Origin of the sequence: Chelativorans alearensis (assembly GCF_010993735.1) — a bacterium.
Lineage (GTDB): Bacteria > Pseudomonadota > Alphaproteobacteria > Rhizobiales > Rhizobiaceae > Chelativorans > Chelativorans alearense.
Genome location: NZ_WQNI01000012.1, coordinates 21,830 through 34,314, shown reverse-complemented (window position 1 = coordinate 34,314; position 12,485 = coordinate 21,830). Strand labels below are relative to the sequence as shown.

General features: G+C 60.4%; 13 protein-coding genes. 8 read left to right on the top strand and 5 right to left on the bottom strand.

Annotated features, from left to right (window positions below; translation table 11 throughout):
- Positions 1 to 83 precede the first annotated feature (83 nt).
- The 3 genes from GPJ75_RS18225 to ligD (GPJ75_RS18215) all read left to right on the top strand — a co-directional run bounded on the left by GPJ75_RS18225 (position 84) and on the right by ligD (GPJ75_RS18215) (position 4,536).
- Positions 84 to 2,630 carry an NAD-dependent epimerase/dehydratase family protein gene (locus tag GPJ75_RS18225; protein WP_163269926.1) on the top strand — a complete coding sequence of 849 codons (2,547 nt, stop codon included), beginning with the start codon at positions 84 to 86 and terminating at the stop codon, positions 2,628 to 2,630.
- A 284-nt stretch (positions 2,631 to 2,914) separates the two neighbouring features.
- Positions 2,915 to 3,610 (top strand): DNA polymerase ligase N-terminal domain-containing protein, encoded by a 696-nt coding sequence (locus GPJ75_RS18220; protein WP_163269924.1) that lies wholly within the window; start codon positions 2,915 to 2,917, stop codon positions 3,608 to 3,610.
- Entirely contained in the window at positions 3,607 to 4,536 is a 930-nt protein-coding gene (gene ligD, locus GPJ75_RS18215) for a non-homologous end-joining DNA ligase (protein ID WP_205602575.1), read from the top strand. The genes GPJ75_RS18220 and ligD (GPJ75_RS18215) overlap by 4 nt, the downstream gene beginning before the upstream one ends.
- A 228-nt stretch (positions 4,537 to 4,764) precedes the next feature.
- Here the strand turns inward: ligD (GPJ75_RS18215) and GPJ75_RS18210 are convergent, their stop codons facing one another.
- On the bottom strand, positions 4,765 to 5,160 hold the full coding sequence (locus GPJ75_RS18210; protein WP_163269920.1) for a hypothetical protein: 396 nt from the start codon (positions 5,158 to 5,160) through the stop codon (positions 4,765 to 4,767).
- Positions 5,161 to 5,293: 133 nt separating this feature from the next.
- On the opposite strand from GPJ75_RS18210, the gene GPJ75_RS18205 reads away from it, so the two are divergent.
- A complete protein-coding gene (locus GPJ75_RS18205) occupies positions 5,294 to 6,121 on the top strand; it encodes a helix-turn-helix domain-containing protein (RefSeq protein WP_163269918.1) in 828 nt (275 codons plus the stop codon).
- A 205-nt stretch (positions 6,122 to 6,326) separates the two neighbouring features.
- Positions 6,327 to 6,782, top strand: coding sequence for a nuclear transport factor 2 family protein (locus GPJ75_RS18200; RefSeq protein ID WP_205602574.1), 456 nt, complete (start codon positions 6,327 to 6,329; stop codon positions 6,780 to 6,782).
- 350 nt (positions 6,783 to 7,132) lie between these two features.
- Here the strand turns inward: GPJ75_RS18200 and GPJ75_RS18195 are convergent, their stop codons facing one another.
- From GPJ75_RS18195 to GPJ75_RS18180, 4 genes are all read right to left on the bottom strand, one after another.
- On the bottom strand, positions 7,133 to 7,936 hold the full coding sequence (locus GPJ75_RS18195; protein WP_163269916.1) for an aldo/keto reductase: 804 nt from the start codon (positions 7,934 to 7,936) through the stop codon (positions 7,133 to 7,135).
- 197 nt (positions 7,937 to 8,133) lie between these two features.
- Positions 8,134 to 8,319 (bottom strand): hypothetical protein, encoded by a 186-nt coding sequence (locus GPJ75_RS18190; protein ID WP_163269914.1) that lies wholly within the window; start codon positions 8,317 to 8,319, stop codon positions 8,134 to 8,136.
- Positions 8,320 to 8,402: 83 nt separating this feature from the next.
- Positions 8,403 to 8,786, bottom strand: a complete 384-nt coding sequence (locus tag GPJ75_RS18185) for a hypothetical protein (RefSeq protein WP_163269912.1) — start codon at positions 8,784 to 8,786, stop codon at positions 8,403 to 8,405.
- A gap of 78 nt (positions 8,787 to 8,864) precedes the next feature.
- A complete protein-coding gene (locus tag GPJ75_RS18180; protein WP_163269911.1) occupies positions 8,865 to 9,188 on the bottom strand; it encodes an ElaB/YgaM/YqjD family protein in 324 nt (107 codons plus the stop codon).
- A gap of 498 nt (positions 9,189 to 9,686) precedes the next feature.
- Here GPJ75_RS18180 and GPJ75_RS18175 point away from each other — a divergent pair, with 498 nt between their 5' ends.
- The 3 genes from GPJ75_RS18175 to GPJ75_RS18165 all read left to right on the top strand — a co-directional run bounded on the left by GPJ75_RS18175 (position 9,687) and on the right by GPJ75_RS18165 (position 12,472).
- Positions 9,687 to 9,944 carry a Ku protein gene (locus tag GPJ75_RS18175; RefSeq protein WP_163270166.1) on the top strand — a complete coding sequence of 86 codons (258 nt, stop codon included), beginning with the start codon at positions 9,687 to 9,689 and terminating at the stop codon, positions 9,942 to 9,944.
- A 46-nt stretch (positions 9,945 to 9,990) separates the two neighbouring features.
- Entirely contained in the window at positions 9,991 to 10,902 is a 912-nt protein-coding gene (ligD, locus tag GPJ75_RS18170; RefSeq protein WP_163269909.1) for a non-homologous end-joining DNA ligase, read from the top strand.
- Between the two features lie 601 nt (positions 10,903 to 11,503).
- Positions 11,504 to 12,472, top strand: coding sequence for an SDR family oxidoreductase (locus GPJ75_RS18165; RefSeq protein WP_163269907.1), 969 nt, complete (start codon positions 11,504 to 11,506; stop codon positions 12,470 to 12,472).
- Positions 12,473 to 12,485 lie beyond the last annotated feature (13 nt).

Below are 12,485 nucleotides of genomic sequence, written 5' to 3'. Positions count from 1 at the left end.
CTGTGATGCCACGCCCATCAAGCGCCTAAAAACGTGGGACGGGTGCGTCGCTCGCCAGCGGAGTATCGCCAACGGGGTATCGAATGGATAGCAGGCAAGACGTCGTCGTCGTCACGGGAAGTAGCGGCTTCATCGGTTCAGTTTTGATCGAGAAGCTGGCCGACCGCTTCGTGCCGGTCGGCCTCGACCTTTTCGTGCCGGAGCATCCACCGGCGGGTGCGCAGTACATCCGCATCGACCTGACATCCGACGAGAGCGTCGACGAAACGCTGGAGCAAGTGCGGAGGCGCTATGGCGACCGCATCGCCTCAGTGATCCACCTGGCCGCCTATTTCGACCTGACCGGAGAACCGAACCCGAAATATGAAGCGGTGACAGTGCGCGGCACGGAGCGGCTCTTGCGGGCGCTGCAGGATTTCGAGGTCGAACAATTCGTCTTCTCGAGCACCATGCTCGTCCACGCTCCGGGTATGAAGGGCCAGCCGATCGACGAGGACTGGCCGCTCGATCCGAAACTCCCCTACCGTGCCTCAAAAATTCAGACGGAAACGCTCATCCGCGAGCAGCGAGGCGACATACCGGCCGTCATGATGCGACCGGCCGGCGTCTATGACGACATGTGCCGCGCGACTTTTCTGGCGCATCAGATCGCCCGCATCCACGAGCGCCTGCCCGTCAGCCATGTCTATCCTGGCGACTTGGACACCGGGCAGCCGTTCATCCATCTCAACGATCTCTTGGACGCGCTTCTTGCGATCGTGGAACGCAGGAAAGAGCTGCCGGCGGAGCTGCCGCTTCTCATCGGCGAGACGGACACGCCGACCTTTGGCGAATTGCAGCGCGAGCTAGGTCGTCTGATCCATGGCAAGGCGTGGGAGACGCGGCGGATTCCAAAGAGCCTCGCCCGCATCGGGGCGTGGGTGCAGGGCGAGGTGCTGGACCAGGATCCCTTTATTCGACCATGGATGGTCAACATCTCGGACGACCATTACGAGCTGGACATTTCGCGTGCCAGAAACCTTCTGGGCTGGGAACCGAAGCATTCCCTGCGCGACACCCTGCCGAGGATGATCGACGCGCTGAAGGCCGACCCAGCGCGCTGGTACAAGACCAACAAGCTCAATCCGGCCTCGGTGGCGGCAGAGCAGGTTCAGACGGAGGAGCGCGAAGAAGAGGAGAAGGAAGACCCTAAGCGGCATCAGGCGGCCATGCGCGAGCATATGCAGCACATGCGCATGATGCATTTCGACATGCTCTGGGTGCACTTCCTCAACATGCTGCTTGGCCTCTGGCTGGCAACAAGCCCCTTCGTCTTCGGCACCTTCGGCGCCGACACCTTCAGCGAAGCAGTTATACGCGTAACAGAGGAGCGCGGCCTTTGGGCCCCCTCTTTGCGCAATTCGCTCACGGCCTGGAGCGACCTCTTGAGCGGCATTCTCATCATGGGGTTCTCCGCGCTTGCACTCTCGCCACGCCTGAGCTGGGCGCCATGGGCCAACACGGCGGTCGGCATATGGCTTCTATTCGCGCCACTCTTCTTCTGGGCGCCGAGTGCAGCCGTCTACGCCAACGATACCATCGTCGGCGCGCTCGTCATCACCTTCTCCATTCTGGTGCCGATGATGCCGGGCATGAGTCACGAGGGCATGATGGATGAGTCCGACATGCCGCCCGGCTGGACCTATTGCCCGTCCACCTATCTGCAGCGCCTGCCCATCATCGCGCTTGGCGCCATCGGCTTCGTTATCGCACGCGCGCTCGCCGCCTATCAGCTTGGGCACATCGATTATGTATGGGAGCCGTTTTTCTCCGGCGAGGGCGACCGAAACGGCACCGAATTCATCATCACCTCTGACGTGTCAAGGGCCTGGCCGATCGCCGATGGCGGTCTGGGCGCGACCAGCTACATGTTCGAGATCCTGATGGGAGTGATGGGCGGACGATCGCGCTGGCGCACCATGCCTTGGATGGTGCTTCTATTCGGCATCGTCGTGGTGCCGCTCGGCGTCATCTCCATCTATTTCATCATCATCCAGCCGATGATGATCGGCACCTATTGCACACTGTGTCTGGCGGCGGCGCTCGCCATGCTGATCATGATCCCCTTCGCGCTCGACGAGTTGGTGGCAATGGGGCAGTTCCAGATCGCTAACACCCGCCGCGGCCGCCCCTTCTGGCGCTCCTTCTTCATGGGTGACGCACTGCCGGGAAGCAGCAAGGACGCGGATCGACCGGGCTTCGACGTGCCGATTGACGAGCTTGTCCGTTCGGCCTCCCGCGGCATTACAGTGCCCTGGACTCTGGTCGCGAGTTCAGTGCTCGGCGCCTGGCTGATGTTCAGCCGACTGGTCTTCGGAACCGAACCGCCGATGGCCGATAGCGATCACTTGGTGGGTGCGTTGGTCATCACCATCGCCGTCACGGCCATGGCCGAGGTGGCGCGGCCGCTGCGCTTCATCAACGCGGCCTTCGGACTCTGGCTGATCGCTGCCCCCTGGCTCCTGGCCGGCGGCGGCCCGCTGGCGGCGGCGCACGGCGGCGTCGCCGGCCTTATCCTGATCGTGCTAAGTTTGCCACGCGGCGCTCGGAGCCAAGAACATTATGGCGGCTGGGATCGCTACGTCTTCTAGGCGCATACCGAGGAACGCGGGGTCATGTGCAGGCCCTCAGGGAGAAGGCCGTTAGACCGGTCCAGATGACCGCCGCCATGCTGAGACCTGCCGGGCGAGCAGTCCCCGCTCGAAATCCAGATGCCGCCGAGAAGAATGACTTCCGAAGGAAATGTCGCAAGCACTCTCATTCATCGTGGTGGGGGGAACATTTTTCCGGCCCGGATATTCATTCAATGCGCAGGCGCGTGAGAAATCCTGGGCCTTGGGCGCGTCCGTCACAGAGGGACAGAAGGCGAGTTGACATGGCTATCGGCAGCGAGGGCGATTCTCTCAAGACCTACCGCGCCAAGCGCCGCTTCGACGTGACCCCTGAACCAAATGGCAAGGCACGAGGCCGCCCGAAACGGCGCAAAGGCGGAATCTATGCGGTCCAGAAACACGCGGCTAGAAGTCTGCACTATGATTTGCGGCTCGAGCTCGACGGTGTGCTGAAAAGCTGGGCGATCACGCGAGGGCCAAGTCTCGACCCGGCCGAAAAGCGGCTCGCGGTATCCACCGAGGATCACCCGCTGGAGTATGCAACATTTGAAGGCAATATCCCCAAGGACAGCTACGGTGCCGGGACTGTGCTGTTGTGGGACGAGGGGACGTGGATGCCGCGTAACGATCCCTACGAGGGGCTGAACAAGGGCAAGCTCACCTTCGAAATCTACGGCAAAAGGCTGCGGGGCCGCTGGGCACTTGTCCGTCTTCGAGGCAAGAAATCAGGTCACCGTGAAGACTGGCTGCTCATCAAGGCGGACGATGAGGAAGCCGACGACCGGCGCGACGTGACCTCACAACATAAGACCAGCATTGCGTCAGGCCGCAGAGTTGAAGACATCGCTGCCACGGCCGGACCGGACCGGACCGGTAGCGAAACAAGAACCGGGGAGGATCAAGTTCTCGGCAAAACTCCCCACGTGGCGACCGCGTCTCGGGCATGCCTCATTTCGTGAAACCTGCGCTTGCAACGCTGGTGGACGATGTGCCGAGCGGCGGAAATTGGCTCTTCGAGACCAAGTTCGACGGCTACCGTGCCCTTTCGGCGGTTTCAGGCAGCAAGGTACGCATATACACGCGCAGCGGCCTTGACTGGACCGACAGGTTCCATGCAATCGCCGACGCCCTGGCCGAGCTTGATTTGCGTGGCGTGCTCCTGGATGGAGAGGTCGTGGCGCTGGATTCGGCCGGCCGATCCAGCTTCTCTGACCTGCAGAAGGGCTTGAGAAGCGGCGGGAAGAATCTCTCCTATTTTGTCTTCGACCTCCTTGCCGTGCGCAACAAGAGCATCCGATCCGAGCCCCTGAGCAAGAGGAAGGCGCGGTTGAAATCTCTATTGAAGGAGGCGGGTCGGGAGGGACCAATATTCTACACGGATCATGTCAACCAAGACGGAGCGGCAATGCTGGAGATGGTATGCCGCTCCGGCTATGAAGGCATCATCGCCAAGCGCGCGAGCGCGCGATACCGTTCGGGGCGGGGGCGAATCTGGCTGAAGATAAAGTGCGGGCACGAGCAGGAGTTTGTCGTTGTCGGCTGGTCTCCATCGCAAAAGAACAGGCCCTTCGCCTCGCTGCTGCTCGGCGTCTATGAGAAGGGAGACTTGCAGTATGCTGGCCGCGTCGGCACCGGTTTCTCGCAGGATGAATTGCAGCAGCTTGGCGCGCGGCTCAACAGATTGTCACGAAGGACCCCGCCGGTGACCGGTGGAGTACCGCGCGCCATCGCAAAGGATGCGCGTTGGGTGACGCCGCAGCTCGTCGCCCAAGTGGCATTCACGGAACTGACAGCCGACGGGCTTGTTCGCCAAGCACGCTTTCTCGGCCTGCGCGAGGATAAGCCGGCGGAGAATGTTAGCTGGGAGGAGTCCGAAGCCGAGTAGCGCACGAATGCCGACAGCACCACACTCAACGAACTGTCGCCACCCGTGGGTGCGGATGTGGAATGTGACGGGCTATTTCTTGGCCATTGATGCATAAGTATGCATTTCACTGACACGGTGGCGCGCAGGGCGACCCGCTGCAGAAATTCCTGAAACGCCGCCATGTCAGCTATTCGTGCTTTGACCCAGTGGCCGGGCGCCGGACAAAATGGGCCGGGGTATTCGCTTTCACGCCGTGACTGGAGCACTCCGCAGGGCGGTGAACTGCAAGGCTGCGAAGAGGGCGACGGCGAGCGCCTGAGCGGTGATGAACAACACGCCGAGCGTGTTCGGCGTGACAAGGCCGATCGCCATGATACTGAAACTCGCAACGACCCACAGCGCGTTGACGAGCACGATATCCAGCATGAGCAAACGTGGTGCCGCTTCTCGTCGAGCAAGCACAAAGAGCAGCCCTACGAATGGGATAAGCGCGAGGCCGGCCCAGAACAGAAGTGCGGCTGGCAGGTCCAGAAACGGGCCAAGCAGCCCAGCCCCTGCTATCATCAGGATCGCGGCAGCGCCGCTCACAAACGCATCCGCCAGAAAGGCCTTGCGCAGGAAGGGTGAGATGGCAAGCGTCATTTTTCGAACTCCTTCGTCTCTATCGGACCGGTTGATTGCCGCCGGACGGTAGGAGAATGACGCGTACTGCTCAGTGCGGCGATTACCTCGAAGGTAATCGTTGGTTTCACCTTGTCAGGCTATAAGACTGCTCATGCAAAATACAATCACAGCAAACAAATCCGGAGACGGCGTGGGTGACCTCTTGCGCGAATGGCGTCAGCGCCGTCGCATCAGCCAGCTTCACCTAGCGCTGGAGGCCGGCATTTCCCAGCGGCATTTGAGCTTCGTCGAGAGCGGCCGCGCCGCGCCTTCGCGCGAAATGGTGCTGAATCTGGCCGAAACGCTCGCGGTCCCGCTGAGGGAGCGCAATCGCCTGCTTTTGGCTGCTGGTTACGCGCCATCCTTTGCCGAACGCTCGCTTGGAGATCCCGTCCTCAAGCCGGCGATGGAGGCCGTGCAGCTGCTTCTCGATGGCCATGCGCCCAATCCGGCGCTGGCCATCGACCGGTACTGGACAATGCTGCTTGCCAATGGCGCGGTCGCTCCGCTGTTGGCGGAAATTCAAGACAAGTCGCTGCTTGAGCCGCCCGTTAACGCGCTGCGCCTAAGCTTGCACCCTAAGGGACTTGCGCCGAACATTCTCAATCTCACGGAATGGCGCGCCCATGTTCTGGTGCGCCTTCGGGATCTCAACGATCTCGTGGCGGATCCCGTGTTGGCCGACCTGGAGAAGGAACTCGCGTCCTATCCGGGCGGGCCGAGCAGCCACCGCCCCAAGGTCAATCACTCTGGCAGCATCGCCGTGCCGTTCCAGATGCGGCTCGGCGGAGCCGAGCTTTCCTTCATCACGACGACGACCGTGTTCGGCGCGCCACTCGACATCACGCTTTCAGAACTCGCCATCGAGGGCTTCTTTCCGGCGAATCAAGCTACGGCACGGTTTTTGAGAGAGGCGCAGGCCGACGTGCGGATCGGTTGAGACGTTGGGGTATCCGGTGGCTTTGTCTGGCTGAGTGGAAGAGGGTCACTGGCGTTCCTCCTTCCACCGGATCTCCGCCAACGAAGGTGTGCCGGATCATTATCTGCTGATCATTACTTCCGAGGTAATCGACCGCTCCTCGCTCCCCTGAGAGGATCGAACACATCGACGGCCCCGGTCCGACCGCAGCAACAAGGAGAGCGCCATGTCCGCAATGTCCATCGCCATCATGGAGACTTCAACCATCACGGGCTCCGTCGCCGAGACCACCCGGGCTGTCGTGCAGGAGTTCCTTGCCGCCCGGCTGGCCGGGGACACCGGGCGGCTCGTCGCGCTCTTCGCCGATGAGGTCGACTGGCTGCTGGCCGAGAACCCGGCCGCCCCGTGGATCCGTCCGCGGTCCACCGCCGCCGAATGTGCTGCCCAGTTCACGGAATTGATGGAGTATACCGTGCCCGAGGATGCGCGCGCCTCCGTCGACACCTTCCTCGTCGACGGTACCGACGCCATCTTGATGGGGCACCTGGCGGGGACCGTGCGCGCAACAGGAAAGTCCTTCGAGGGCCCGTTCGCGCTCCGCCTTACCGTCGAGGACGGCCGGATCACCCGCCACCACCTCTACGAGAACAGCCTGTCGATCGCCGAGGCGTGTATCCCGTGAGGGCGCAGGCGGTCACTTCCACTGCCCCAGGCCGCCTGGGCAAACTGATCCGGTGCCTGATGGTGGCGAGTTGGACGGACCTGAGGAAGCTGATCCAGAAGATGTCGTGCAGGACCTGGCGGTGGTCCTGTGGCCGCCGCCCACCTCCGCCCGAGCGGTTCTCCGCCAGGAATGGCGCGAAGAACGCCCATTCCTCATCGCTCATCAGTCCTCGAATGCTGCCCTCCTTAAAGAGCAGCGTTGAAACATGCGTCAGGCGAAACAGGAATACGTTTGTCCACGCAACCTGGAGGAGGCATCGCTTTCGCAGCAGCTCGAACAGATGGCGGACCGTCCGATCAAAGCTGCCGTCATTCGTAAGGTAGGGCCCCAAGCGAAGAATAGCGCTCGTTCAGACCATCCAGAACCTTCATATCCCTAGCGCTGATCTCGAAGTCGAAAATGTCGATATTCTCCCGTTGGTGCTGGGGTTGATGGGCCTTCGGTAGCGGCACAGTACCTCTCTGGAGATTCCAGCGCAGCAGAACCTGTGCCGGTGTCTTGCCATATTCACCCGCAATACCCTGCAACCTTTCGTCGGCCAGCCGCTTTGTCCGCGTAAGCGGGCTATAAGCCTGAATGATAATGCTGTTGTCCTTGGCGTAGTGAAACATCTTCTCGCTGTGGCCGAACGGGCTCCACTCGATCTGGTTCACCACCGGCACTTCCCCCAGCGCATCGATGAGTGCGTTCATCTGCTCGGCGGAATAGTTACTGACACCGATATCGCGAGTGAGACCCTCTGCCTTCGCTTTGATCAAGCCGCCCCACAGTTCTTCGCCAGCACCTGATGCTGGTGGCCGATGGATAAGCATCAAGTCCACATAGTCGAGACCCAACTCGTTGAGGTTTTGTATTGTGGCCTCATAGGCGTCATCCGTTTCTTCGATCTTTGTTACGACGTAGATTGCGGAGCGCTCGATACCGTTGCGACGAATGCCTTCGCCGACGCCCGGCTGCGTTCCGTAGTCCCCCGACGTATCGATCATGCGATAGCCGGCCTGAAGCGCATTGGCGACAGCCACGGCTGTATCGACGGTCAATTGCCAGGTACCAAGACCGATCACCGGCATCTTTCGGCCGGTATGAAGAGTGACCTCACTGTTCGTACCCATAGCTGAAACTCCCCGAATTGGTTAGCTCCCAGCCCGCTGCAACATTAACGATCGCGGCGACCAAAATTTCCGAAAGACCGGCGCCAGTTCTTGCGATCATCGGCTAGTCAGATGGCTATCTTCTCGGGGTGAACTTTTGGCCTGAGGACTTCGGCAGCCTCGCTCATTGATGGTCTCCATCGGAGTTTGTACTGCGCTTATTCTATCGGGATGTCCCGAGAAGGTTCGGTTTCGACCGGCTGTGTCTTGTCCAGGTAGATTCCGTAGATTTCCACGCCCCCCCAGATGATCATGGACAGGATCAGTGCTGCAACCAGCACCACCAGAACAGGGATGCCCCGCCGTCCCTGTCGGGCCTTCTTCGGCGGAACTTCGTTCTGCATAGACCAATCTCCGGCCTCTAAATCCCGTGTCTTTCAGGAATGCCTTGTCGGGCCGAATGTTCCAATATTGTGCAGACGCGCTCTCAATCTGCGCCATCCTTCTCGCGATTGGTGGCCGCACGTCGGTTCTCCCGATAGATCACCCAGCCTGCAAGGGCGACCAGCGGTACCAGGAGCGTCTGCGTTCCTCCCTTGTTGGCGAGCAGTGAGGGAAGTAGCGTGAGTACGGCTGCCTCCGTGAGCAAACGCTCATGTGACGCGTTTTGCAATTCGGCCCTACGCGTTCGCCTGCGCAGGAGAAATTTGCAGAGACCGAAAATCCCGGCGGCCAGAGCTAAGAACCCAAGGGCGAAATAGAGTGCCGCAATCTCTGCGGTCCAACGTTCCACAGCAACGACGAACATCGCGCCGATCAAAAACGCGCATCCGCATAGGAAGGCGAGGGCGGACAGCAGGTAAAGCACCACGGCGACACGTATGCGCCTCAGCCTGTCCGAGATCTCCCCAGTGGCCACCGCTAGCGCACGCATCGGTAACATGTTCATCTAGCGCCGCGACATCAATGCCAACAAGTACCCGACACCTACAGCGATCGCCAGCGACGTGACCGGGCGCTCACGCAGCGTCTCGGCAAGTTCGTGTTCGAAATCATTGGCGCCGCTTTTAAGGCTCCTTATCGCGGTTTTGCCCTGCTGGCGCATCTGCTCCATGCCCTCGGAAGCCGCATGACGCGCAACGCTGGCTGAATGTCCGCTTGCCTGCCGCATATGCTGAGTTAGCCGCGCGACATCCTCGCGGAGTTGGCGGATATCCTCTTCCAGATCCCGCGTCGCCTCCTTCCCGCCAGTCCTTGATGTAGTCGCTGCCATTTTGTGCTCCCTTCAATTCACTTTACGTGTTGCCAACGTCTGATCGACCATGATGTTCCTTTCGTATCTCGTTCTGCATCCGGCGGATTTGGCGGGTAGTCGAAGGCCACATCCGGTTTGCCGCGTGGATGGGGCGCCGCGAGACGGTGCTTCCCTTTCCCGGGGCACCAGCGGACATAGCTAAAATCCTGATGTATCCCCTATGGCCGTGTTCGACCGACAGGCTGCCGGCATCGGGGAGTTGTATTCGCTATGTTGCTAGGTGTGGGGCTGGCTCACTGCTGAGCAAAGAGAGTCAACGAAAGGAACAAAGCAGGCTCCTATTTCGTAGAATCCAGGTCAGCCCGTTGAGAATGCAGAGACCAGCGATGGCTCACGCGCACTCTCAATTCATCGCAGCAATCGTCAGGGGCCGGATCTATTCAACGCCCATCCAGTTCCTCGGCACCGGCAAGCTCGTTTGCCCGTTAAGCTCTTCGCAACGACGCGCGCCGGCAGATCAATTTTCATCAGGTTCATGAGCCATCCAGCAAGCGCATACGGTATCAGAAGACGGTGCCGGGAGTCGGACCGGTCGATACGGGCGAAATCGTCAAGGGTTTCGAACTCGAGAAGGGGCAGTATGTACTCTTCGATCCTGAGGAAATCGCGGCGGTACAGCTTGAGGCGAAGAGAACACTCGACCTTGTCCAGTTCGTCAATCAGGGCGAGATTGATCCGATCTGGTTTAACTGCCCTTACTACATCGCGAGTTGAGTTGGCCGGTTGCGCTCGGCATACTCCTTTCATGGTGGAATAAAGCATGGCGCGAAACAATGACACGGCCGTGGTGGCCGGTATCCGGCTGACCCATCCTGAACGGGTGCTCTATGCTGAGCAGGGCGTCACCAAGCGTGATCTTGCGGCCTATTTCGAGGCAATGGCCGACCATATACTGCCTTATGTGGCCGGCCGCCTCATAAGCCTTGTCCGTTGCCCGCAAGGTCACGAAAAGGCGTGCTTCTTCCAGCGCCACGCCAGCGCCGGCTTTCCCGCCGAGCTTCGCCGTCTTTCTGTGCGCGAGAAAGATGGCGGTGAAGGCGAGTATCTTTATATCGAGGACGTCGGTGGGCTTGTTGCGGCCGCGCAAATGGGTGTGCTGGAGTTGCACGTCTGGGGCTCGCGGATTGACGATATCGAGCGCCCCGACCGCCTTGTCTTCGATCTGGATCCGGATCCAGCGGTCGATTTCGGCAAGGTCAAGGATGCCGCCGTCCTCGTGCGTGATCTCTTAGAGGAACTTGGCCTGGAGAGTTTTGCGCTGGTCACAGGCGGAAAGGGGATTCACGTGGTCGCGCCGCTCATGCGTCAGCACGAATGGCCGGTTGTCAAAGCCTTTGCCGAAGCCGTGGCCAAGCGCATCGCACAGGACGATCCGGAGCACTTCATAGCGACCGCCGCCAAGGAAAAGCGCAAGGGGCGTATCTTCATCGACTATCTGCGCAACGAGCGCGGCGCCTCGGCGATCGCACCCTATTCGCTCCGTGCCCGTGAGGGCGCGCCGCTTGCCTGGCCTGTTCGCTGGGACGAACTGCATTCGATCCGTGCGGCCGGCCAGTTTTGCCTGGCAGACGCATCACCGTCTTCACACGAAGCCTGGGCAAACTACGGTGACGTGCGCCAGAGCATCAAGAAAGCAAGCCTCCGTACACTGGGAATTGCTGCAGGCGGGTAGCAGAACGGGCGCATCCGGCGCGATCGCAAGCGAGGGTTTCAGCGGCGGGAAGGATCATGCCCATTTGCCCTCGAAGAGGGGCTCGACCGGATGGCGCAACTTCACCATTTTTAGCTCGCGGATGACCTCCGCCCGATCATAGCTTTCCTCCTGCGCCGGCAAGTCGATGTCGTATACCCTCTCCGGATCAGTGCGGGCTCCAATGAGCAGGAACTCCGCTCCCTCGTAGTCCAGCAGGCCTCGGGCTCGGTGGTCGAGGCATGCGGTTCGTTCGTCCGTTTCTGGCCGTGAAAGTCCGCCTCTGCGCTGCGTCCGCGGCCGCCGCATCGGGTTCAAGACAGCAACCAGCGAATATTTACCCCTGCACCTCCTCTCGGAACATTTCGTGGGAGGGCGGTGTTTTGCGACCGTGATCGTGGAGCGAGGCCTGTGAGTGGATCGCGCGCAAATTCGGTGGAGCCTTATGACGGCACCGTCGCGGCGAAGTTCTCAGCAGCAACCCGCGACCACAGCGGCGTCCAAGTGACCACCCGTGAGGCCCAGTGCACTGGACGTCGAGCGGAAGCGGTCGCCTGAACGGGAAAGCAGTAGAGGAGCGACCATGACAGACAGGGAACGTGAAGCGCGCCAGACAGCTGATACCCAACGCGAAGTGCAACAAGAGATCGACAGCACCAAGGAAGGCAGGGCTCCCGAAGGTGGTGCGATGCAAGCCGGCGCCCGCGAATATCCGGAACCGCCATTTCCACGCCAGCATCTGCAAAAGCCCGGCGATGAAGTGCTGGTGGAGCCACCACCCATGTACGACGCGCCCTACTACCGCGGGTCGCATAAACTCGAGGGGAAGACGGCCCTTGTGACGGGTGGAGATTCCGGAATCGGAAGAGCGGTTGCGGTGCTTTTTGCGCGCGAGGGCGCCAACGTCGCACTTTCCTATCTCACCGAACACTTCGATGCTGAGGAAACCGCAAACGCAGTAAGGAATGAAGGCCGCCGCTGCCTGTTGATACCGGGTGATATCAGCCGCAAAGAGGTCTGCGAAGAGACAGTTGCAAGAGTGATCGCCGAATTCGGTTCTCTCGATGTGCTGGTCAACAACGCCGCATTTCAATACCACGCACTCGCGTTAGAGGATCTTAGCCCGCAGCATTTCGATACGACGCTCAGGACCAATCTCTATAGCTGCTTCTATATGAGTCAAATTGCAGTGCGCCATATGAAGCCTGGCTCGGCCATCATCAACAGCGGCTCGATCACCGGCATTGAAGGCAGTGGCCACCTTCTGGATTACTCGATGACGAAAGGAGGCATCCACGCCTTCACGCGAGCTCTTTCCGCCACCCTGATTTCGCGGGGAATCCGTGTCAATGCGGTAGCTCCGGGACCCGTCTGGACACCGCTCAACCCCTCGGATCGTTCCGCCGACAAGATCGTTGACTTCGGGAAGAACACGCCGATGAAAAGACCGGCGCAACCGGAAGAGATCGCGCCGGCATATGTGTTTTTCGCCTCTTCGCACTGCTCCAGCTACATCACCGGGGAGATTCTTCCGATCATAGGGGGCTACTGATCGAAGGTACTCC

Coding starts and splice junctions, on each gene's coding strand:
- GPJ75_RS18225 (WP_163269926.1), top strand. CDS start 84: ATGGATAGCAGGCAAGACGTCGTCGTCGTCACGGGAAGTAGCGGCTTC.
- GPJ75_RS18220 (WP_163269924.1), top strand. CDS start 2,915: ATGGCTATCGGCAGCGAGGGCGATTCTCTCAAGACCTACCGCGCCAAG.
- GPJ75_RS18210 (WP_163269920.1), bottom strand. CDS start 5,160: ATGACGCTTGCCATCTCACCCTTCCTGCGCAAGGCCTTTCTGGCGGAT.
- GPJ75_RS18205 (WP_163269918.1), top strand. CDS start 5,294: ATGCAAAATACAATCACAGCAAACAAATCCGGAGACGGCGTGGGTGAC.
- GPJ75_RS18200 (WP_205602574.1), top strand. CDS start 6,327: ATGTCCGCAATGTCCATCGCCATCATGGAGACTTCAACCATCACGGGC.
- GPJ75_RS18195 (WP_163269916.1), bottom strand. CDS start 7,936: ATGGGTACGAACAGTGAGGTCACTCTTCATACCGGCCGAAAGATGCCG.
- GPJ75_RS18190 (WP_163269914.1), bottom strand. CDS start 8,319: ATGCAGAACGAAGTTCCGCCGAAGAAGGCCCGACAGGGACGGCGGGGC.
- GPJ75_RS18180 (WP_163269911.1), bottom strand. CDS start 9,188: ATGGCAGCGACTACATCAAGGACTGGCGGGAAGGAGGCGACGCGGGAT.
- ligD (WP_163269909.1), top strand. CDS start 9,991: ATGGCGCGAAACAATGACACGGCCGTGGTGGCCGGTATCCGGCTGACC.
- GPJ75_RS18165 (WP_163269907.1), top strand. CDS start 11,504: ATGACAGACAGGGAACGTGAAGCGCGCCAGACAGCTGATACCCAACGC.